The sequence below is a fragment of the Roseobacter sp. N2S genome, assembly GCF_031454055.1.
Taxonomy (GTDB): domain Bacteria; phylum Pseudomonadota; class Alphaproteobacteria; order Rhodobacterales; family Rhodobacteraceae; genus Amylibacter.
The window spans coordinates 459542-480784 of the sequence record NZ_JAVDQB010000002.1; the positions used below are offsets into that span (position 1 = coordinate 459542).

The 21243-nt window shown below is 55.3% G+C and carries 21 protein-coding genes and 1 tRNA gene; 10 read left to right on the forward strand and 12 right to left on the reverse strand.

Features of this window, described 5'->3' with window-relative positions:
* Nucleotides 1-13: 13 nt before the first annotated feature.
* The 3 genes from GGE09_RS07985 to lon all read right to left on the reverse strand — a co-directional run bounded on the left by GGE09_RS07985 (nucleotide 14) and on the right by lon (nucleotide 3075).
* Nucleotides 14-89 (reverse strand) — tRNA-Val (locus tag GGE09_RS07985).
* Nucleotides 90-102: 13 nt separating this feature from the next.
* On the reverse strand, nucleotides 103-483 hold the full coding sequence (locus GGE09_RS07990) for an HU family DNA-binding protein (RefSeq protein WP_309745578.1): 381 nt from the start codon (nucleotides 481-483) through the stop codon (nucleotides 103-105).
* 180 nt (nucleotides 484-663) lie between these two features.
* Nucleotides 664-3075, reverse strand: coding sequence for an endopeptidase La (gene lon, locus GGE09_RS07995; protein WP_309745579.1), 2412 nt, complete (start codon nucleotides 3073-3075; stop codon nucleotides 664-666).
* 375 nt (nucleotides 3076-3450) lie between these two features.
* On the opposite strand from lon, the gene GGE09_RS08000 reads away from it, so the two are divergent.
* A complete protein-coding gene (locus GGE09_RS08000; protein ID WP_309745580.1) occupies nucleotides 3451-3876 on the forward strand; it encodes a BLUF domain-containing protein in 426 nt (141 codons plus the stop codon).
* 10 nt (nucleotides 3877-3886) lie between these two features.
* Here GGE09_RS08000 and tgt read toward each other — a convergent pair whose 3' ends face one another.
* Nucleotides 3887-5017, reverse strand: a complete 1131-nt coding sequence (tgt, locus tag GGE09_RS08005) for a tRNA guanosine(34) transglycosylase Tgt (RefSeq protein ID WP_309745581.1) — start codon at nucleotides 5015-5017, stop codon at nucleotides 3887-3889.
* A gap of 66 nt (nucleotides 5018-5083) precedes the next feature.
* On the opposite strand from tgt, the gene rimK reads away from it, so the two are divergent.
* The 6 genes from rimK to tpiA all read left to right on the forward strand — a co-directional run bounded on the left by rimK (nucleotide 5084) and on the right by tpiA (nucleotide 9860).
* Complete coding sequence (rimK, locus tag GGE09_RS08010; protein WP_309745582.1) at nucleotides 5084-6481, forward strand: 30S ribosomal protein S6--L-glutamate ligase; 1398 nt, start codon at nucleotides 5084-5086, stop codon at nucleotides 6479-6481.
* A gap of 135 nt (nucleotides 6482-6616) precedes the next feature.
* On the forward strand, nucleotides 6617-6979 hold the full coding sequence (locus tag GGE09_RS08015; protein WP_309745583.1) for a DUF59 domain-containing protein: 363 nt from the start codon (nucleotides 6617-6619) through the stop codon (nucleotides 6977-6979).
* A gap of 95 nt (nucleotides 6980-7074) precedes the next feature.
* The gene (locus GGE09_RS08020; RefSeq protein ID WP_309745584.1) at nucleotides 7075-8298 is read left to right on the forward strand and encodes a glycerophosphodiester phosphodiesterase family protein; all 1224 of its coding nucleotides are present in this window, start codon (nucleotides 7075-7077) and stop codon (nucleotides 8296-8298) included.
* Between the two features lie 136 nt (nucleotides 8299-8434).
* Nucleotides 8435-8785 carry an iron-sulfur cluster assembly accessory protein gene (locus GGE09_RS08025; protein ID WP_309745585.1) on the forward strand — a complete coding sequence of 117 codons (351 nt, stop codon included), beginning with the start codon at nucleotides 8435-8437 and terminating at the stop codon, nucleotides 8783-8785.
* On the forward strand, nucleotides 8785-9114 hold the full coding sequence (locus tag GGE09_RS08030; protein ID WP_309745586.1) for a TfoX/Sxy family protein: 330 nt from the start codon (nucleotides 8785-8787) through the stop codon (nucleotides 9112-9114). Before GGE09_RS08025 ends, GGE09_RS08030 begins: the two co-directional genes overlap by 1 nt.
* A 2-nt stretch (nucleotides 9115-9116) precedes the next feature.
* The gene (tpiA, locus tag GGE09_RS08035; RefSeq protein ID WP_309745587.1) at nucleotides 9117-9860 is read left to right on the forward strand and encodes a triose-phosphate isomerase; all 744 of its coding nucleotides are present in this window, start codon (nucleotides 9117-9119) and stop codon (nucleotides 9858-9860) included.
* A gap of 3 nt (nucleotides 9861-9863) precedes the next feature.
* Here tpiA and GGE09_RS08040 read toward each other — a convergent pair whose 3' ends face one another.
* Entirely contained in the window at nucleotides 9864-10955 is a 1092-nt protein-coding gene (locus tag GGE09_RS08040; RefSeq protein ID WP_309745588.1) for a DUF6456 domain-containing protein, read from the reverse strand.
* Nucleotides 10956-11163: 208 nt separating this feature from the next.
* Between GGE09_RS08040 and GGE09_RS08045 the strand changes: the two genes are divergently transcribed.
* A complete protein-coding gene (locus tag GGE09_RS08045) occupies nucleotides 11164-11463 on the forward strand; it encodes a DUF6477 family protein (protein WP_309745589.1) in 300 nt (99 codons plus the stop codon).
* A gap of 77 nt (nucleotides 11464-11540) precedes the next feature.
* Here the strand turns inward: GGE09_RS08045 and GGE09_RS08050 are convergent, their stop codons facing one another.
* Nucleotides 11541-12527, reverse strand: a complete 987-nt coding sequence (locus GGE09_RS08050; protein WP_309745590.1) for a M23 family metallopeptidase — start codon at nucleotides 12525-12527, stop codon at nucleotides 11541-11543.
* A 91-nt stretch (nucleotides 12528-12618) separates the two neighbouring features.
* Between GGE09_RS08050 and GGE09_RS08055 the strand changes: the two genes are divergently transcribed.
* Nucleotides 12619-13992, forward strand: coding sequence for a dipeptidase (locus GGE09_RS08055; protein WP_309745591.1), 1374 nt, complete (start codon nucleotides 12619-12621; stop codon nucleotides 13990-13992).
* Between the two features lie 87 nt (nucleotides 13993-14079).
* Here GGE09_RS08055 and GGE09_RS08060 read toward each other — a convergent pair whose 3' ends face one another.
* Nucleotides 14080-14355, reverse strand: coding sequence for a hypothetical protein (locus GGE09_RS08060; RefSeq protein WP_309745592.1), 276 nt, complete (start codon nucleotides 14353-14355; stop codon nucleotides 14080-14082).
* A gap of 64 nt (nucleotides 14356-14419) precedes the next feature.
* Nucleotides 14420-17182, reverse strand: coding sequence for a glutamine-synthetase adenylyltransferase (locus tag GGE09_RS08065; RefSeq protein ID WP_309745593.1), 2763 nt, complete (start codon nucleotides 17180-17182; stop codon nucleotides 14420-14422).
* Between the two features lie 77 nt (nucleotides 17183-17259).
* On the opposite strand from GGE09_RS08065, the gene GGE09_RS08070 reads away from it, so the two are divergent.
* On the forward strand, nucleotides 17260-17742 hold the full coding sequence (locus GGE09_RS08070) for a YbaK/EbsC family protein (RefSeq protein ID WP_309745594.1): 483 nt from the start codon (nucleotides 17260-17262) through the stop codon (nucleotides 17740-17742).
* Between the two features lie 68 nt (nucleotides 17743-17810).
* Here GGE09_RS08070 and lpxB read toward each other — a convergent pair whose 3' ends face one another.
* From lpxB to fabZ, 4 genes are read right to left on the reverse strand one after another with little or no spacing between them, the layout of a single operon-like run.
* Nucleotides 17811-18983 (reverse strand): lipid-A-disaccharide synthase, encoded by a 1173-nt coding sequence (gene lpxB / locus GGE09_RS08075; RefSeq protein WP_309745595.1) that lies wholly within the window; start codon nucleotides 18981-18983, stop codon nucleotides 17811-17813.
* On the reverse strand, nucleotides 18980-19873 hold the full coding sequence (locus GGE09_RS08080) for a UDP-2,3-diacylglucosamine diphosphatase LpxI domain-containing protein (RefSeq protein ID WP_309745596.1): 894 nt from the start codon (nucleotides 19871-19873) through the stop codon (nucleotides 18980-18982). The genes lpxB and GGE09_RS08080 overlap by 4 nt, the downstream gene beginning before the upstream one ends.
* Before the next feature lie 5 nt (nucleotides 19874-19878).
* Entirely contained in the window at nucleotides 19879-20685 is an 807-nt protein-coding gene (gene lpxA / locus GGE09_RS08085) for an acyl-ACP--UDP-N-acetylglucosamine O-acyltransferase (RefSeq protein ID WP_309745597.1), read from the reverse strand.
* A 1-nt stretch (nucleotide 20686) separates the two neighbouring features.
* On the reverse strand, nucleotides 20687-21163 hold the full coding sequence (gene fabZ, locus GGE09_RS08090; protein ID WP_309745598.1) for a 3-hydroxyacyl-ACP dehydratase FabZ: 477 nt from the start codon (nucleotides 21161-21163) through the stop codon (nucleotides 20687-20689).
* Nucleotides 21164-21243 lie beyond the last annotated feature (80 nt).

Below are 21243 nucleotides of genomic sequence, written 5' to 3' on the forward strand. Positions count from 1 at the left end.
CAAACAGAGATAATGGTGGGTCGTGAGAGGCTCGAACTCCCGACATCTTCGGTGTAAACGAAGCGCTCTACCAACTGAGCTAACGACCCGATAGCGGCGCTTTTAGTCTGCGTTTTCAGTGTCCGCAAGGGCTTCTTTACCCTCATCATCAACTTTTTTTCCCGATTTCGGATTTTGCAGCATAACTTTATGAATTAGCTTGGTATTTTCGCCTTCTCCACGGGAAATACTGCGGATTTTACCCAAAGGCGGGACTTGCAGGTCATGACCGTCGGACAGGCATTTGTGAAAATAGGCCAGAGTCGCATCAACGGCTTCACGTACTTCGCGTTTTCGCAGGCCAGTTGTTACGGTCACATGGTCATAGATGTCTTTTTTACGAATTTTTCCGTCGAATTCCGGAGATTCGCCAAGTGTGTCTTGATCCTGTTCTTCGATGTTCGCGTCGATTTGATCGTCTGACGTTGTGTTCTCAATTACCACGCTAGTGCCTCGTCTTTCGGTTAAATGATCTTTGGATTTACGTCGAACCACAATTGGAGCGACCTTGGCGCGTTTTGCAGCGCTTGTATCATAGTATTGGGTGAAAACACCAACGCCACAACCATTAAATGGATGTGGCGTTGGATCGTTAGATCGTCAAGCCCCCCATCGGGGAGTGCCTTAATGGGCGATTGTTTGGGCATCCCCGCTCGCTGCGGATTTAAGCGCAGCGGCGGCGGCGGCTTCTTCTGCAGCCTCGTCCCATTCAATTGCTTCGGGTTCGCGTACCAGCGCATGTTTGATCACTTCGCGCACATTGCGAACTGGGATGATTTCCAGACCCGATTTCACGTTATCGGGAATATCCGGTAGGTCTTTTTCATTGTCCTTGGGGATCAAAACGGTTTTGATTCCACCGCGCAGCGCCGCAAGCAGCTTTTCTTTCAGACCACCAATGGGCAACACATTCCCGCGCAAGGTCACCTCGCCCGTCATGGCGATGTCTTTGCGCACTGGGATGCCTGTCAGCACCGATACAATCGACGTTACCATACCCACACCAGCCGAAGGGCCATCTTTGGGTGTGGCCCCTTCGGGCACGTGAACGTGGATGTCGATTTTTTCGAATTCCGTCGGCTTCACCCCAACATCAGGACTGATGGAGCGCACATAAGAACTGGCGGCGTCGATGCTTTCTTTCATCACCTCGCCCAGCTTGCCTGTGGTTTTCATCCGTCCCTTACCGGGCAGTTTCAGCGCCTCGATTGACAGCAATTCACCGCCCACCGATGTCCAGGCCAGACCTGTAACAACGCCAACCTGATCTTCTTCTTCGGCCAGACCGTATTTGAACCGCTTGACGCCCAGAAAATCTTCGAGGTTGTCTTTGGTCACATTCACAGTCTTTTCAACACCTTTGACGATTTTGGTCAGCGCTTTGCGGCAGAGTTTGGCAATTTCCCGTTCAAGATTCCGAACGCCCGCTTCACGGGTATAGGTGCGCACCATTTCCAGCAGCGCTTCGTCACCCAGTTCGAATTCACCTTTGCGCAGACCGTGGTTTTTGATCTGTTTGTTAATCAAATGCTGCTTGGCGATCTCGGATTTTTCATCCTCGGTGTAGCCCGACAGGGTGATGATTTCCATCCGGTCCAGCAATGGCCCAGGCATGTTATAGCTGTTTGCCGTGGTCAGGAACATCACGTTAGAAAGGTCATATTCGACCTCCATATAGTGATCCGTAAACGAGGCGTTTTGCTCCGGATCCAGAACCTCTAGCATTGCAGAGGCAGGGTCGCCGCGGAAATCCTGTCCCATCTTGTCGATTTCATCGAGCAAAATCAGAGGGTTGGTGGTTTTCGCCTTTTTCATAGCTTGGATGATCTTACCCGGCATAGAACCGATATAAGTCCGACGGTGACCGCGGATTTCAGATTCGTCGCGCACGCCGCCAAGCGAAATACGGATGAATTCACGCCCTGTTGCCTTGGCCACAGATTTCCCAAGCGAGGTTTTCCCAACACCCGGAGGACCAACAAGACACAGGATCGGGCCTTTCAGCTTGGCACTGCGTTGTTGCACGGCCAAATATTCAACGATGCGTTCCTTAACTTTTTCCAGACCATAGTGATCCTTATCCAGAACCTCTTGGGCTTTGTTCAGGTCTTTTTTCACGCGGGATTTCACGCCCCACGGAATCGACAGCATCCAGTCCAGATAATTGCGCACAACGGTGGCTTCAGCGGACATGGGTGACATGTGCTTTAGCTTCTTCAACTCGCCATCAGCCTTTTCTTTGGCTTCTTTGCTCAGCTTGACGTTGTTGATTTTCTGTTCCAGCTCGGCCATTTCATCGCCAGCTTGTTCGCCGTCGCCCAGTTCTTGCTGGATAGCTTTCATCTGTTCGTTCAGATAATATTCACGCTGGGTGCGTTCCATCTGGTTCTTAACGCGGGATTTGATCTTTTTCTCAACCTTGAGCACGGACATTTCGCCCTGCATCAGGCCAAAAACCTTTTCCAGCCGTTCTGACAAATCCAACTCTTCGAGCAGTTCCTGTTTTTGATCCACGCGCACATTCAGATGGCCCGCAATGGTATCCACCAGTTTGGCAGGGCTGTCGCTTTCGGCAACCGCACTCAGGGCTTCTTCGGGAACGTTTTTATTCAGCTTGGAATAACGGTCGAATTCCTTGGCAACGGCATTGCTCAGGGCTTCGATGGTTTCCGGCTCTTTGACGGTTTCGCTCAGGATGTCTGCATTTGCCTCAAAATATTCAGGGTTATGCAGATATTCAGTGATACGCACCCGTTCGCGGCCTTCAACCAGCACTTTGACGGTGCCATCCGGCAGTTTCAGCAATTGCAGAACCGAGGCCAGAACCCCTGTTTCATAAATGCTGTCTTCGGTGGGTTCGTCTTCGGAAGGGTCAATCTGGCTGGACAACAGGATTTCCTTGTTGTCAGCCATTACAGCTTCTAGCGCGCGCACAGATTTTTCGCGCCCCACAAAAAGCGGAACAATCATGTGGGGGAACACGACAATGTCGCGCAACGGGAGTACTGGGTAGGAAACGCTGCTCGCGTCGGTCATTTTATCGTCCTTTATTAAGCAAGAAGCATCAGGCCCCGGAATTCCAGCAACACACCGCTTCTTCTGTTCTCGGTCATTGTATGTGGTATCAGATGAAGAGATCGTCAAGCACCGCCGAATTGTTGGGTGTCATTCTTACGTGATGTGGAACGACACGCAAGTGCGCTTCGTGAAAAACTCCGTTTCCAAATGCCCAGTATTGCGTGGATTGATCGCGGCAATTACAACTTTAAAGATTAACCTTGCCGTGAACGGGCGAACCGAACTGCCAGCCAACCAAATTTCCCAAGAAAATACCCGAAAAAATACCTGCCGAAGACCCGCCTGAAATATCGACCGATAACCATCATAGTTTCTTTCCGGAGGCCGCCACATTTGCACTATCTGATCTACCAAAGCACCGCACTGATCCCTCGCAAATCCAAAGAACATGACAGCATTTTAATTTCTAGCTACCGCTGTAATAAGCGGGATGACATTACGGGTTTTTTGCACCGCGAACCCGATAATTTCATCCAATACATCGAAGGCCCCCTGCCGCAGATCGACGCCCTGATGGTGCGGCTGACCGATGATTGGCGCCACAAAGACCTGACCGTTTTGCACCGCGGAGAAATAAAAAGGCGCCGCTTGCCCGACTGGCAAATGGGATTTGTGGAACAAGGCACCTTGGCGCTAAGCCATATGATCCGGCTTGAAAACGGCCAGTTGTCAATCCGCTCGGTGGACCCGTTTGACCTTGTGGATTTGATGGTGGCCAATGCCGAATTGCTGCGCCAACTGTCGGGCGAAGCGTCATGACCGCAGGTCTCTAAACCGGTTCGATATCCCCGACAGCGCGGAGGGCATGAAAATCGGCTACGAATGCGTCCAACTGGCCTGTGGAAATCGCGTCCCGCAAACCAGCCATAAGCTCTTGGTAATAATGTAGATTATGCCAAGTCAGCAGCATGGACCCGATGATTTCCTGCGATTTCACCACGTGGTGCAAATAGGCACGGGAATATTTGGTACAGGCGGGGCAGGAACAGTCTGCATCCAGCGGGCGCGGGTCATCTTTGTGGCGGGCGTTGCGCAGGTTGATCGCACCCATGCGGGTCTGCCCCTGCCCTGTGCGGCCAGATCTACTGGGCAAAACGCAATCGAACATATCCACGCCGCGCTGCACGGCCCCGACAATATCATCGGGTTTGCCAACCCCCATCAGGTAACGGGGCTTGTCGTCAGGCAACTGCCCCGGCGCATAGTCAAGACAGCCGAACATGGCCTCTTGGCCCTCGCCCACGGCCAGACCGCCGATGGCATATCCGTCAAATTCAATAGATTTCAACGCCTCGGCACTTGCGCCGCGCATGTCTTCCTCTAGTCCACCCTGCTGGATGCCGAACAGCGCATAGCCCGGGCGATCCCCAAAGGCATCACGCGACCGCTGCGCCCACCGCATGGAAAGCTGCATGCTTTCCTCAATCCGTTTACGATCTGCGGGCAAGGCGGGGCATTCGTCAAAACACATGACAATGTCACTGCCCAGCAGCTTTTGGATTTCCATCGAGCGTTCCGGTGTTAAATTATGTTCGGACCCGTCAATATGGCTGCGAAACTTAACACCTTCTTCGCTAAGTTTGCGTAAATCAGTGAGGCTCATAACCTGAAACCCGCCACTGTCCGTCAGAATCGGGCGGTCCCAATTCATGAACTTATGCAGCCCGCCCAGATTGTGGATTCGCTCTGCACCGGGGCGCAGCATCAGGTGATAGGTATTGCCCAGCAGAATGTCCGCGCCGGTTGCGCGCACGTTTTCGGGCATCATTGCCTTAACTGTTGCCGCTGTGCCCACAGGCATAAAGGCAGGCGTGCGAATATCACCCTTGGGTGTTGACACGACCCCAGTGCGGGCGCGACCTTGGCGGGCGGAAATGGTGAAACCGAATGTATTAGACATAGCGCTGCTCTACCGCTATGGCCCACGAAATCAAGCTAAAAATGACACGAACAAAGGGACGCACAGATGGCAGATTCCGAGAACACGACTGACGCATCCTTTACCTTGGGTTGGGAAGAATGGCTTTCCCTGCCCGATCTGGGATTGCCCGCCCTTAAGGCCAAAGTGGACACGGGCGCGCGGACTTCGGCGCTTCACGCGTTTAATATTGAAAAATTCGGCACCGCTGCGCGCCCCCGCGTGCGCTTTGGCATCAACCCCATCCCAGAACGGGACGACATCGAAGTCATCTGCTCTGCGGATGTGATCGACCAACGGGAAATCACCAGCTCTAACGGAGAACGGGAATCGCGCATCGTGATCCAGACCCGCGTGCAGTTCGGCGATCAATCCTGGCCCATTGAAATCACTTTGTCGGATCGTAAAAACATGGCCTATCGCATGTTGCTGGGCCGCCAGGCATTTCCAGCGGGGACGATCATCAACCCGGCCGAAGGTTTCAACCAGCCAGAGCTTTCGTTCGATTTGTACAAGAAATCGCTGGTAAACGTGCCAAAACGCCCGCTACGGATTGCAATTCTGACACGTGAGCCGGACAATTACTCCACCCGCCGCCTGATCGAAGAGGCTGAGTCCCGCGATCACGTGATCGAAACCATCGACACCACCCGCTGTTACATGAACATCCGCACCACCGCGCCCGAGGTTCATTACGACGGTAAAATCCTGCCCCGCTACGATGCTGTGATCCCGCGTATCGGGGCCTCTATCACATCATATGGCACGGCAGTTGTGCGCCAGTTTGAAACCATTGGCACCTATTGTGTGAACGGTTCGGACGGGATCACCGCCAGCCGCGACAAGCTGCACGCCCATCAGATTTTGGCCAGTTATAAGATCGGCACGCCGACGACGGCTTTTGCCTCTTCGCCCAAGGACACCAAGAACCTGATTTCCATTGCAGGATCGACACCATTGATTGTGAAACTGCTGGAAAGCACCCAAGGCAAAGGCGTTGTTCTGGCCGAAACCCAGAAAGCTGCCGAAAGTGTGATTTCAGCCTTTCGCGGCCTGAAAGCCGATTTTCTGGTGCAACATTTCGTCAAAGAAGCCGCTGGTGAAGACGTGCGCTGTTTGGTGATTGGCGGCAAAGTGGTTGCAGCCATAAGGCGCAAGGCTGCGGCAGGGGAATTCCGCTCGAATTTGCATCAGGGCGGTGTGGCAGAGGCAGTGAAGATCACCAAAACCGAACGGGAAACCGCCCTACGCGCTGCCCGTGCCATGAAGCTGAACTTTGCTGGCGTTGATTTGCTGCGCTCGAACGAGGGACCAAAGGTGTTGGAAGTAAACTCCTCCCCCGGGTTGGAAGGCATCGAAAAAGCCACAGAACGTAATATTGCGGGAAAACTGATGGATCATATCGAACGCCGCGTGCGCCCTGCCCCGTCGCGCAAAAACATCTAAGCGCAAAATTCCCGCCCCAATCCGCCCCGAACCCTTGGGGCGGAAACGCCGCAGTCCGGCGTTCCTTGTATTCTGGACACTCTGACTTAGATTTCATATAAGAACTGTCAGGAATAAAACATCAGGCCCCCTGCTATGAATGCTGAAAATCCCCCTCTCGAAGGTCAACCACTGATCAAGCCATCGACAACGGATCACCCGTTGCACGAGCCTATCACAGAGGCATGCCGCACTGTGCATGACCCTGAAATCCCTGTAAATATCTTTGATTTGGGCCTGATTTACACGATTGAAATCAGTGATGCGGGCATTGTCGATATCCTGATGACCCTGACGGCGCCGGGCTGTCCTGTGGCTGGCGAAATGCCGGGCTGGGTCGAAGACGCGGTGATGGCTGTGCCGGGTGTTCAGGCGGCCAACGTGCATCTGGTCTGGGAACCCCAATGGGGCATGGATATGATGTCGGACGAAGCCCGTCTTGAATTGGGATTTATGTAAACCTTTCAGAAGTTTACACAAAAGTTACAGCGCCGCATCCTGCCTGTCACACTGCACCGTCTATTAAGCGAAACCAGTGAACACAGGAGTCTTTGATGCTGCGCGCAACCACCGTTATTCTATCCCTTGTCCCCGCAATCGCCTTGGCAGATTCGGCGCAATTGGGCCCTCGTCCCGCCTATCTGATCGACCAGATGGCCGACAGCCCGTTGAAAACAAAGCTGCAATCTTGTGCGGGTATGGATTTCAAAACCCACGATTTTTCCATCGGCCACCGCGGCGCAGCCATGATGTTCCCTGAACACACGGCCCAGTCTTATAAAGCCGCCGCAACAATGGGCGCCGGGATTGTGGAATGTGACGTGACCTTTACCGCCGACAAAGAACTGGTCTGCCGCCACGCCCAGAACGACCTGCACACTACCACCAACATTGTGGCCACCGACCTTGGCGCGAAATGCACCACCGCATTTTCCGCTGCAAACGGCGATACCAAAGCCACTGCTGAATGCCGCGCTTCGGACATCACTTTGGCTGAATTCAAATCCCTGAATGGCAAGATGGACGGTGCCAACAAAGCCGCCGCAACCCCGCAGGACTATTTGAACGGCACAGCAGGCTGGCGCACCGATCTTTATGCCACCACAGGCACATTGATGACCCACGCCGAATCCATTGCACTGCTGAAAGATCTGGACGTAAAGTTCACCCCCGAACTAAAGGCACCGTCCGTTTCCATGCCGTTTGACGGGTTCACCCAAGCCGAATACGCCCAGAAAATGATCGACGAATATAAAGCCGCCGATGTGCCGCCGTCGGATGTCTGGGCGCAGTCTTTTGACCTTAGCGATGTATTGTACTGGATTGAAAACGAACCGGAATTCGGCAAACAGGCGGTTTATCTGGATGACCGTTATGAAGCATGGGACGATGATGAGGGCCAAATCGACCCCAATGATCCCGCCACATTCAAACCCACGATGGCCGAATTGAAAGCTATGGGCGTGAATTACATCGCGCCCCCAATCTGGATGATGCTGACATTAGAAAACGGTAAAATCGTGCCAAGCGCCTATGCCAAACAGGCCAAAGCCGCTAATCTGAAGATGATCGCTTGGTCGCTCGAACGCTCTGGCCCGTTGAACACAGGCGGTGGCTGGTATTTCAAATCCATCAAAGACGCGGTCAGCACGGACGGTATGTATTTTGAGGTTCTGGACGTTCTGACCCAGCAGGTTGGAATTAAAGGCATGTTCTCGGATTGGCCCGCAACCGTGACCTATTACGCCAATTGCATGGACCTGAAAAACCCCAGCTAGGCCCATCAGGGCAGGCTTTGCCGCTTGCCCCAGATGCACAGTCACGTTACCAATTGGCCCCGCAGTCCGCTGCGGGGTTCTCTTTTTATCTCAGCGCCCTATATTGTGACCTGTAACAACCTTCGAAAGACCGGAAATGTTTGGCATCCCTGGAAAACAAGCTGTGTCGATCACCGACAAAGCGGCAACCCAAATCGTAAAACTGATGAACACAGGCGATAAAAAGGGCCTGCGCATCGGTGTGAAAAAGGGCGGCTGCGCGGGAATGGAGTACACGATGGAATACGTGGACGCCGTAGACCCGATGGACGAAGTGGTGGAACAGGCTGGCGCGCGCGTGATGATCGCCCCAATGGCGCAAATGTTTCTGTTTGGCACGGAAATCGACTATGAAGTCTCCTTGCTTGAAGCGGGTTTCAAGTTCAACAACCCCAATGTGACCGAGGCCTGCGGCTGCGGAGAATCCATTAAATTCGAAGGCATGTAATGGCCATTGGCAGGGCTGAAATAGAGTTCGTAACCGACCTTTTCGCCCCGCTTGCGCCGCTTTCTACTCGTAAAATGATGGGCGGTTTTTCGATTTATTCAGACGGTCGAATCTTTGCTATGATGTTTAGTACGGGCCAGTTGATGATCAAAGCTACCGATGATCTGGCCGCTGAATTGCAGGCGATCGGGTCCAGCCAGTTCACCTATTCCAACAAGAAATCCGGCAAGCTGGTGGCGCTGCCCTATTGGACCTTGCCCGATTCTGCGTTAGACGATCCTGATGAAGCCTGCGACTGGGCCCGAAAATCATTAATATCAAACGGATAGACATGCCAAAGAAACTTGCCGCTGGAAACTGGAAAATGAACGGCCTGCGTCAGGCTCTGGCCGAGGTACAAGCCCTTCACGCCGCCTGCCCTGAACCCACCTGCGATGTTGTGATTTGCCCGCCTGCCACATTGATGCGTTCCATGGTGAAAACCTGCGCTGATATGAAGATCGAAGTGGGCGGTCAGGATTGCCACGAAAACACATCCGGCGCGCATACCGGCGATATTTCGGCCCCGATGCTGGCGGATACCGGGGCCAGCTATGTAATCCTTGGCCATTCCGAACGCCGCGCAAGTTACAGCGAGACCGACGATCAAATCAACGCCAAGACCCGCGCCGCATGGGACGCAGGCCTGACTGCAATCGTGTGCATCGGCGAAACATTGGACGAACGGGAATCGGGTAAAACCCTGCATATCGTCGGCGATCAACTGGCCGGTTCCGTGCCGGACGGCGCCACCCCTGCCTCGCTTGTCATCGCCTATGAACCTGTCTGGGCCATCGGCACCGGCAAAACCCCGACGCTGGACGAAATTGCCCAGGTTCACGGCTTTATTCGCGAAAGCCTACAAACCCGTTTCGGCGCTGACGGGCTTGAAATGCGAATTCTATATGGTGGTTCCATGAACCCGATAAACGCCAACGAGATTGCAGCCATAGCAAATGTGGACGGTGGTTTGGTAGGCGGAGCATCGCTAAAAGCATCCGACTTTTCCACAATAGTTCAGGTACTTAGCACCTAAACCTCATCCGATCATCCGTTCATCTGCACTGGTTTGCGTGTCATAGTGATGGCGCAGGCGTTGCAGCGCGATGCGCAAAACCACCTTGCCAGACCGCGCTGACCAGCCCAGCCGTTTTTCCGCGGCTTCCATGCCTTCTAAAAAGCAACAACAGCGCAAAACAATGTCACCCAGACCAGGGCCAAGCGCCTTCAACGCGGCGCTTAAGCGATCTTGTGCCGCGCTTAGCCCGCCTTCTGATGCACCGAAACTGCCCCGATTGCCGCCCGTCAGAAACCGCTCCCAGTTTTGCCCGACCCGCGGACCCATCTGCGCCAGCTCAAAGTCTTCGCGCAGGCGGTCGCCCGCATCAATCAGGTCACTGCCCAAAAACGCACGACCGTCCCGATCTTTCTTGCGCGCCAACGTGGTTAACGGACTTTCCCGCAGGTTCACCCGCTTGGTTTGGCGGCCCGCTTCGGGATCGTGAATCACCCGCTCGCCCCAATCTTTGTGTTGTTCGGAAAACGTACTTGGGGCTTCGGAAAAACCGGTAGGCGTACGCCCTTTCACGGTATCTTCTGCAATCGCCCGCTTTAATGCAGCGCGCCCTACATCGGTGATTTCATACAAGGAAACCCGACCCGAATGCACACACCGCAACCAGTCCTTAATCACACAAGCCCCCGCCAGATGGGCATTCACCACAGCCGTGCGCGTTTGCTTGCCATCCAGATTTGTGCGCATCACCATGGCCTTCTTCAGCCCTTTGGACACCACAAGATTGGCCCCTGTTTCCCCCAAACGGCGCAACATGGTCATTTCTTCGGCGGACAGCTTTTCCGGCCCGGTCCCCGCCAGCGCAGGACGGTTCGCAGTGACCACCTTTTTGCCGCGCACCACTGCCGCGTTCAGATATTGATCCAGCACGGGGTCATCCCGAAGACCCTCAATCTTACGAATCCGCCGCATGATCGTAGAGGGGTGAACCGATGTCCCCTGCGCGATGGATCGGATGCTTTTTCCCTCAACCACATGGGCAAGATAGCTGGCGGCAGCCTCCTCTAGATTACCCCGTTTGTTGTTCTGTCCTAAAGGTTCTTGATGCATTGGCATGTTTGTTGGTCCCATTTTTTAGCCTACCCTGAAATAGCGAGTGAATAATCTACTAAGGGTTGAATTGTTGAAAACTTAGTTAAAGTTATCCACAATATGCAGCTATTGTTTCCAAAGGATAAAATTAGATTTAAGTACCGTTCTGTGGAAAACTATTCACGCAACGGTTGTTATTCCTGTTTTAGACAAGACGGGAAAGGAACACAAAATGCTTGATACACACCAAATCTTAAACAATTTGCGCCGCCCGAAAATCCTGATCCGCGCCGCCCGTCTCGGGATGGCTGGATACAAACGAGAAGCAGACCTACGGTTCATTACCGGCAGCACAAAAACACCCCAGCACGAGGCCGCCATCGAAACCCTCTTGTTTCGGGAATCCGAGCTGGAAACCAATCGCACGGCGGGGGCCGCCGGATACAGCGTCCATGAACATATCCGCGTTCTGACCGCCCTGCTGGCCGAGATCCGCTTGCCCAGTCTCGTCCCAAAATCACTCAAAGCCTAAGAAATCACGGTTTTTTAATGGAACAGCGGCTCTTTTTGGGTCAAATATCCAAACTACGCCGCAACCAAACTTTGTCATTAACGGGTTAATTGCACCTGCGATTTACGTTCGTGCAACAGCTTGCCATCACGTAAAACGCGGACAGTCAGATCATAGTCTCCGGCTGTCCACCCACCCTGCGGAGGACGTTTGCCGGCAAATGCGAACCATTGTGCCTGTCGTTTGCCCAGCCGGTCTTGGGTAACATTCACCACCTCTCCGTCTGGTCCGGTTAGAACCAGCTGCATTTGATCCCCTGCCAGACCATTCACAGCCAGCCCATAGACCACCAAGGGCGCATTGGGGTCTGCCACAAAATCCGACCAGCGCCCGTCCACCACATCCGCCAAATCAGGCCCCCGGTCCGCAAGACCGATGTCGATTACCTTTCCGGGTTGATAGATGAATCCCTTGGCGAATGCTTTCGCCCAAAGCGTATGCTGCGCGTCATAGGCACAGGTTTGCCCGTCCCGATCAGGCGCAAAGGGATCAACAGGCACGCCATCTTTGCGCACCGAAAGATGCAAATGCGGGAATTGGGTCTTTCCCGAAAGCCCAACCTCGCCCAGTTTTTGCCCTGCTGTCACTTTCTGCCCTTTGGTCACCACAAGCGAGCCGAGTTTCATGTGGCAATATTGGGTTTCCCAACCATCGCCGTGACGCAGCACCACGCCATTGCCACATTCCTTGCCCGCAACAGCGGTCTGGTCTTCGGCCAGTACAACGCGGCGGTCGGTCATGGCGTCGCGCAGGCCCGCGACAACCCCGTCGGCTGCTGCCAAAACCGCAACGCCTTTGTCCATGTCCGGCACGTTAATTCTGAAATCCGTCCCCTTATGCCCATCATAACTGGCCGCGCCACAGGCAAAGTCCTGTTCGCCTTGTTCGGGGTCATGATCCATGAATTGCTGAATCTCGCAGGTCTCCCCTAATGTGCAATCAATCGGCTGTTGCAACACCGGATCAGCCACCGCTGCACTGGCTGCAACCCATATGAAAACTCCAACTCCAAGCCGTGTGAACATTTCAGCCGCCTTTTGCCAATTGCACTTTTAATCCTGCTTGAAACAGTGTGTAGTTTTTCCAAACCGAATACAAACACCGAAAGGCCGCAGCATGTCACTCGACTCCGTTCTCGCCCATATTGACGCCGATCAGGACAACGCATTGGACCGTCTGTTAGACCTCTTGCGCATCCAGTCCATTTCCACGGATTCCGCCTATAAAGCCGATTGCGATGCGGCGGCGGATTGGTTGGTGAAGGACTTGGAAAGCCTTGGATTTGACGCCTCAAAACGTCCCACGCCGGGGCATCCTATGGTGATCGGCCATCAGGACGGCAGCGGTACACACGTCATGTTTTACGGTCACTACGACGTGCAACCCGTTGATCCGCTTGATCTTTGGGATTCCCCGCCGTTTGAGCCAGCCGTAGAAGACACCCCAAACGGCAAGGTAATCCGCGGGCGCGGCGCAGCCGATGACAAGGGCCAGTTGATGACCTTCCTAGAAGCCTGCCGCGCATGGAAGGCCGTCACTGGATCATTGCCGATCAAGGTTTCGATCTTCTTTGAAGGCGAGGAAGAATCCGGTTCCCCGTCCCTTGTGCCCTTCCTTGAAGCAAACAAAGAAGAGCTGAAATCAGACATCACGCTGATCTGCGACACGGGCATGGTGACGCCCAAAACACCGTCAATTGTAACCATGTTACGCGGTCTTGTGGGCCAGCAAGTGACCATCACCGGCCCCAACAAAGACCTGCATTCCGGTATGTTTGGCGGCCCTGCCCGCAACCCGATCCGCGTGTTGAACAAGGCTTTGGCCGCCCTACATGACGACGATGGCGCAGTCACCCTGCCCGGTTTTTACGAAGGTGTTCCAGAACTGCCGGACCAAGTGGCCGAGCAGTGGAAAAATCTTGATTGGAGCAGCGAAAGTTTCTTGGGTGATGTTGGGCTTAGCGTGCCTGCGGGTGAAAAAGGCCGTTCTGGACTGGAACAAATCTGGTCCCGCCCCACCTGCGATGTGAACGGCATCTGGGGGGGCTACACAGGCGAAGGGTCCAAAACCGTGATCCCGTCCCAGGCCCACGCCAAGATCAGTTTCCGCCTTGTGGGCACCCAAGACCCGCTAAAAATCCGCGCCGCATTCCAAGCGCATATGCGCGCTCATCTGCCTGCGGATTGCACCGTCACCTTTACCGATTACGGCGCAGCACCCGCATCGAACATGGAAATCACCCACCCCGCCTTTGAATCCGCCCGCACAGCCCTGTCAGACGAATGGGAAAACGACGGGGTTTATGTGGGGTGTGGCGGATCAATTCCAATCGCGGGCCACTTCCAGAAAATTATCGGCACGGAATCCATGTTGATCGGCTTTGGTCAAGACGATGATCAAATCCACAGCCCCAACGAAAAATACGACCTGCGCTCTTTCCACAAAGGCGTGCGCAGCTGGGCCCGTATTCTGGACGCATTGTCCCGCTAAGCTAAGGCAATCGGGCGTAGAAACACCAAAGGCGGCAACGGGAAATACCCGATGTCGCCTTTTTAATTTCCAGATGCGCAAAATGTCTTAGCCAACCCGCTTTGCCCGACCACCCTGACGTCCCAACGGGCGATCCATCTTTTTCAGACCTTCGTGTAAAACTGCTGTCATCGCGTGATCGGGGGATTTGGTCGCGTATTCATCCAACAGTGCGTTCAGCATGGCGGTCATATCCGCGCCCAATTGCGTGCCCATGGCCCAGTCGAGGAAAATACTGCGGCTTTCCTCGGGACCGATGTCCAGACGATAGGCCTCATAGATCAAACCCCGTGGGTCAATATCCAGATTACCTTTGAAAACCATGCCGATGTCTCCTATTTTATATCCGCGTTAGCAGCAGGTCCGGCGAAAAACAATTCCAATGGCGTCACTTTGCATCCAAAATCCGCTCAATTACAGCGGCGGCAGTGGCACAACCGTCTAAAATCGCCTGTTGCAAAGCATCCACAGCTTCAAAACCCGCAAACCCGACTACAAAGCCCATGCCATCTTTGCCCAGCTTGTCAGGGTTGAACTTGCCATCCATCACCAGCCGCTGCGCCTGTTGTACGGTACACAACATGCGATGCACATCGGCCAAACCCGCTGCTTCGTCCCCCAAAGCCGCATTCAGTTGCGCCCGTGGATCACGGGCATCGCTGCCCCCAAGCAGGCCGATCATTTGGGCGATCAATTCGATATCAAGGATGCCACCGGCCAGATCCTTCACTTCCCAGACCGAAGCACTGCTGCCCTTGGCCGACGCAAGCCGCGCCCGCATGGTGGCCACATCTTCGCGCACCTGCGCGCTGTCACGGGGCCGCGCAATGACAGCTTTGCGGATTTCATCCACCTGCGTGGAATCGCCCGCAACCACTCGCCCACGGGTCAGGGCCAGATGTTCCCATGTCCAGGCCTCATCCCGTTGATAGGCCGCGAATCCCGCCATAGAGGTGGCCACTGGCCCTTGCCGCCCGCTGGGGCGCAAGCGCATATCCACCTCGTACAACTGGCCTTCGGCCATAGGCGAGGATAGCGCCATAATCATCGCCTGCGTCAGCCGCGCGAAATACTGGGACGGTGACAATCCCTTGCGCCCGTCAGACACATCCCCCGTCACGTCATAGAGCAGGATCAAATCCAGATCGCTGCTGGCAGTCATCTGGCGCGAGCCCAGTTTACCCATAGCCAGAATGCTGACGGATTGCTGTTCAAACTGCCCGTAACGGCGGATAATATCCCCCTCGATCCACGGCAAAAGCCCCTGCAAAACCGCAGTGGCCAGATCGGAATAGGCCTGCTCCACTTCCTCCAGCCCAGCCAGTCGGCGCAGCATCAAAACGCCAATACGAAAGTGCTGTTCTTTTTGCCAACGCCGCGCCGTGTTCAGCGCATCTTCATAATCCGAGACCTCTCGCAATGCGGTTTTCACGCCTTGTAAATAGCCATCGGCATCCGGCAAGGCGGCAAAGAATTGCCCGCTAAGTACCGCATCAAACACCCCAGTATTACGCGACAGATACTGCGCCAAACCCGGCGCAGTCGAACAAATATCCAACAATAAATCAAGGATTTGCGGGTTGGCGTCAAACAGGGAAAACAACTGTACCCCTGCGGGCAGTTTGCGAATGAAAGAATCCAGTTGGCCAAGGGTAAACTCCGGCCAAGCCCCAGCCGCAATCCGCCGTTCTATTTCGGGGCGCAGCCGTTCAAATATCTGCACCGACCGCCGAGATCGCAGGGCAGGCAAAGCCGCCCAACTGTCCATTTGTTCACGCAGACCAGCATCAAGTGCAACGCTTTCCTCGGCCACTGCATGGCGCGCAACGGGGGTGTATAGGGTTTCAATCCGGTCATGCACGTCCTGCAACCGCGCCTCTTGATCGGCCACAAAAGCCGCCACATCCGACCAGCCCGACAGGTTCGCCACCTGCGCCAACCCTTCGGCACTTGCGGGCATCACATGGGTCTGGGCATCGCGTAACATCTGGATGCGATGTTCGGTTGTGCGATGTTCACGGTAAGCGTCAGACAGCGCTGTCGCCACCCCGCTCGACACCCATTTCTTTTCGGCAAGCGCGGCCAAAGCCTCCACCGTTTTGGAACTGCGCAACGCGGGGTCCCGCCCGCCTGCAATCAACTGCTGTGTCTGGGCAAAAAACTCGATCTCGCGAATGCCACCCCGCCCCAGCTTCATGTCGTGACCGGGCAAGTCTATCGGTCCGCCCAGCCCTTTATGTTCGCGAATACGCAACCGCATGTCATGGGCATCCTGAATCGCCGCGAAATCCAGATGCCTACGCCAGACAAAAGGCGTGATCCGCTGCAAGAACGCGTCCCCTGCTTTGATATCCCCCGCGCAGGGTCGCGCCTTGATAAACGCCGCCCGCTCCCACGTGCGCCCCTCGCTTTCGTAATAGCGTTCGGCGGCATCCATCGGCACACAGACCGGCGTTACCGAAGGATTGGGCCGCAGCCGCAGATCGGTGCGAAACACATAGCCCTCGGCGGTTACATCCGACAGCATCTTGGCCATATTGCGCGTGGCCCGCTGGAACGCCATACGCACCTCGTCGATGGTGTCGCCGCTGTGACGTTCGTCATCAAACAGGACGATCAAATCAATATCAGAGGAATAGTTCAGCTCAAACGCGCCCATTTTCCCCATGGCGAGCACAGAAATCCCGGCGCAATCCGCCACATCCTCTGGCCCGCAGCCAGGAAGTTTCCGTCTTGAAATCAAGGTAGAAACCTCGGCCCGCAAAGCCGCATCCGTGGCAAAATCCGCAAATTGCGTCAGCCGCCCTGTGACGTCCTCCAAGGTCCAGGCCCCGCCCAGATCACAGGCCGCCAACAACAGTGCTACCCGCCGCTTGGCCACCCGCAAAGCTGCGCCTAAACCTGCATGATCCTGCACATCAACCGCCGCAAGCAGAGCGTCGAAACCGGCAGCGGGATCAACGCCCAAGGCCGCTTCAAACCAATCGGCTTCACGTTCCAACAGCCCGCGCAAATAGCTGCTGCACCCCGCCATCCCCCCAACCAGATCACGGGTCTGCGGCGGATGGCTGGCAAAGCGGTCCAGCACCTCGACTGCCAGTTCGGGGTTATAAGGGACGGGAGCAGATTTAAGCTGTGTTTCCAATGTCATATCCCATGTTTGCGCTGTCCCCCATAAAGCGTCAAGTCGCAGTTGCAATTCGCCCTGTCTCCGCGCAAATATCGCCCATGAGCAAAAGTCTAAAACGAGTCAAACGTCACGCCGAAGAACTCGGTCTGGACATAGAAGTGGTGGAAACCGCCATCGACACCCACACAGCCGCCCAAGCCGCGCAATCCCAAGGCTGCGCAGTGGATCAAATCGCAAAATCCATCATTTTTCGCGGTGAAACCAGCGGGGCTGCGATCTTGTTCCTGACCGCAGGTGGCAATCGCGTGGACGCCGATAAAGCCGCCGCGCTGGCAGGCGAGCTTTTGGGCAAAGCTGATGCCGCATTGATCCGCAGCCAGACAGGCTTCGCCATCGGCGGTGTGTCCCCGATCGGCCATTTAAACCCGATCAAAACTTTCATGGATCCGCGCCTGCTGGACTTTGACACGGCTTGGGCCGCCGCCGGAACCCCGCGCCATGTCTTTGCCATTTCCCCGAAAACACTGGTCGAAGTCACCCAAGCCAAGGTTCAGGATTTTACCCTAACCCCGCAATCGTAACCCAAATCTCTCTTTTTGGAAAATATCCGCGGGTGAATTGCGCCGCGCGCAAGAGGGCCGGCAGGCCCTTAGTCCCGTCCCAAAAACGCCAAAACAGACCGCGCCGCCCGTACTCCCGGGTCAGCACCCCCCAAGCCCAAAGCCTGCATGGTCTGCGCGCAAACCAGTTTTTGCGCCTGCTCCACCGCGTCGTTTTTTAACAATGCCAACAGCGCAGGGGCAATTTTATCTGCGCGGCATTCATCAAACAGAAACTCGGGGATTTCGCGGGTTTGTGTGACGATATTAATCAGGTTCGCCGTGTCGATCTGGGCCAGTTTCTTGACCATCCGCGTGGTCAGATAATTGGCCTTATAGCCCACAACCATCGGACACTCCGCCGCCGCCAGTTCCAGCGCAACAGTGCCCGATGTGGCGAGTGCTGCGGTGCTCATCCCAAACACCATCCGCTTTCGATGCTCGCTTTGCGCAACGGTTAATCCGCGGGGATCCAGAATAACCGGGCGCACATCCCAGCCCCGCACCATTTTTTCAGCCTGTGTCACAACAGCCCCTGCGGCGGGCAGGATGAACTGCACATCTTGCACCTGATCGGCAATCCTTCGGGTGACCTCTGCATGGATCGGCCCCATGCGGGACAGCTCTCCCTTGCGCGATCCGGGCAACAGGCACACAATGGGGGCCTGAACATTCAGTCCCAAGTCCGAAGCAAACACCGCGGTTTCTTGCGGGCTTGGCTGCGGCTCGGCCACGATCGGATGGCCGACAAAATCACAGCTCATCCCGGCCGCGGTCATGTAAGGCGGTTCAAACGGCAGCAGCGCCAGCACATGATCCACATGACGCGCCATCTTTTCCGCCCGTTCGGGTCGCCAAGCCCAGACCGAGGGTGCAACGTAATGCACCACCTTCAAATCAGGGTGTAGAACTTTTAGCTTCTCTGCCACCCGCAGGCAGAAATCAGGGCTGTCGATGGTGATCAGAACATCCGGCGCAAAGGCGTCGGCGGCTGCAACAGTCTGTTTGATCCGTCGCAATAGCTTGGGAATACGGGGCAGAACCTCTAACAGACCCATCACGGATAAGTCATTCATATCAAACAGGCTTTCCAGCCCTTGCGCTTGCATGGCCCCGCCGCCGACCCCAGCGAATTCAACGGTCTCGAGTCCGTTCAACCCCGCCATCAGCGCCCCGCCCAGCTTGTCGCCTGACGGTTCCCCCGCAAGGATAAAAACCTTCACGACTCCGCCTCGGCGGGGGGGGTATCATCGCGCCCGACCCCGACCAGAAACAGGCCCAGTTCATCGGCTTTTGCGATTGTTTGCTCTAGCCCCAGCACCAGTACGCCGCCCGCCTGAACCGCGACTCCGGCCAGACCCGCCCGTGCAGCGGCTTCAACCGTAGCAGGGCCGATACTGGGCAAATCCACCCGCCAGTCTTGGCCGGGTTTGGGAACTTTGCACAAAACACCCCGCGCGGCCTTGGGATCAAGTCGATAGGCATCGCCTGTTTCCGCCACAAAGCGCAGCATGGCATCGGTGCCTTGGATGCTTTCGACCGCAAGACAAATGCCCTGCGCCACAACGGCACCCTGCCCTACATCCAACCGCCCAGACGCCTGTGCGATATCAAAGCCGCGCTTTATATCTGCCCAATCCATTTTGGATAACTTGGCCACCGTCTGCACACCGCTTGGGGCTAAAAGGGTTTCCAGCACGTCATGGGCACCGACAACCTGCATCCCTTCGGATTCAAAAATCGCGGTGATGGTGCGCAGGGTGACGTCGTCGCCAGACTTCATCGCTGGTAGCAGCGTCGGGGCCAGTTTCAGAAATTTCCAGTCGAATTTCAGCGGTCGCAAATGGGGGCGCTGCATGGCCCCCGCAAAAGTGACGCAGGTAAATCCGCCCTTATGCAAGGCTTTGAACATGCGGGCAGGTTTTTCAAATTCAGCCTTCAGACAGGGCAGTCCAACCGCCCAGTCTGGGGCAAATCCCGCAAAAAGCACCACAATATAGGCGCGATCATTCCGTTGGCATTCCTCAGCCAACAGACGTGGCAAATCACCGTCCCCTGCAACAATAGCCAGTGGACCTGTGTTCAACAGTTCGGAATGTGCCGCCGCGCCCATCGGGGTTAGCCCCCTTTGGGCGTGGTCATATGGCGGTTGCTGTCTTCGAGGATGAAGTCGGTCACATCCTGAACCAGCGCATTCGAGGCATATTCCAGTTGCAGGCTCGACGCCCGTTCCCGCAAAGATCCCGTGCCGTTAAACAGCAAACGAAACGCGCTGCGCATGCCGTTGATGGTGTTCTTATCATAGCCGCGCCGCTTTAACCCGACAAGGTTCAGCCCTTCCAAAGTGGCGCGATCCCCAAGGACCGTCCCATAAGGAATAACATCCGCCGCCACCGCAGCCAGACCGCCCACCATAGCGCCCCGCCCGATCCGGCAGAACTGGTGAACCCCGGACAAAGCGCCCAGAACAACGTTATCTTCGATGATGCAATGCCCGCCCAGTGACGCATTATTGGCCAGTACAACGTTATTGCCCACGATACAGTCATGGCCAATGTGGACGCTCATCATGAACAAGCCGTCGTCGCCAACTTTGGTCAGACCGCCGCCGCCCTCGGTTCCGGGGTTCATAGTGACATGTTCACGGATGCGATTGCGCTTGCCCACTTCCAGCTTGGTGCGTTCGCCGCCGAATTTCAAATCCTGTGGCATGTGGCCGATGCTGGCAAAAGGGAAGATGATTGTGCCAGCGCCGATTTCGGTCCAGCCTTCAACAACCGCGTGGGATTTTAATTCCACCCCGTCGCCGAGCGTCACCTCTGGGCCGACAACCGCAAAAGCGCCGATCTTACAGTTAGGGCCGACAACCGCCCCGTCTTCGACCACCGCCATACGGTGGACTATAGCACTCTCATGAACTGCCATTTTATTGATCCTCTGGTGGAACCATCATTGCGTTAAACTCTGCTTCGGCCACTACATTGCCGTCTACACGAGCTTCACCGGAAAAGCGCCACAACTTTCCGCGACCACGGATCACTTTTACATGCAGCTCCAACTGATCACCTGGTGTGACAGGTTTGCGGAATTTGCATTTGTCGATGGACAGGAAATAGACCAGCATATCGTTGTCGATCATATCCAGCGTCATCACCACCAGAACGGCAGCGGTCTGGGCCATCGCCTCGACGATGGTAACACCCGGCATGATCGGGCTGGCAGGGAAATGGCCCTGAAAATGCGGCTCGTTATAGGTGACATTCTTGATGCCCACCGCGCTTTTATTCAGGTCGATCTCTTTGACGCGATCAATCAACAAAAACGGATAACGATGGGGGATCATCCGTTTGATGTCCTGAATATCCGCAGTTAACAACACGTTACCGGTCTCGCCGTCAGCCATTACTTCTTCCTTTAATTATAGAGTTCCAACCCTAACCTGCCTTTTGACCGTGATCCAGAGGAACGCACGGTTGATCGGCG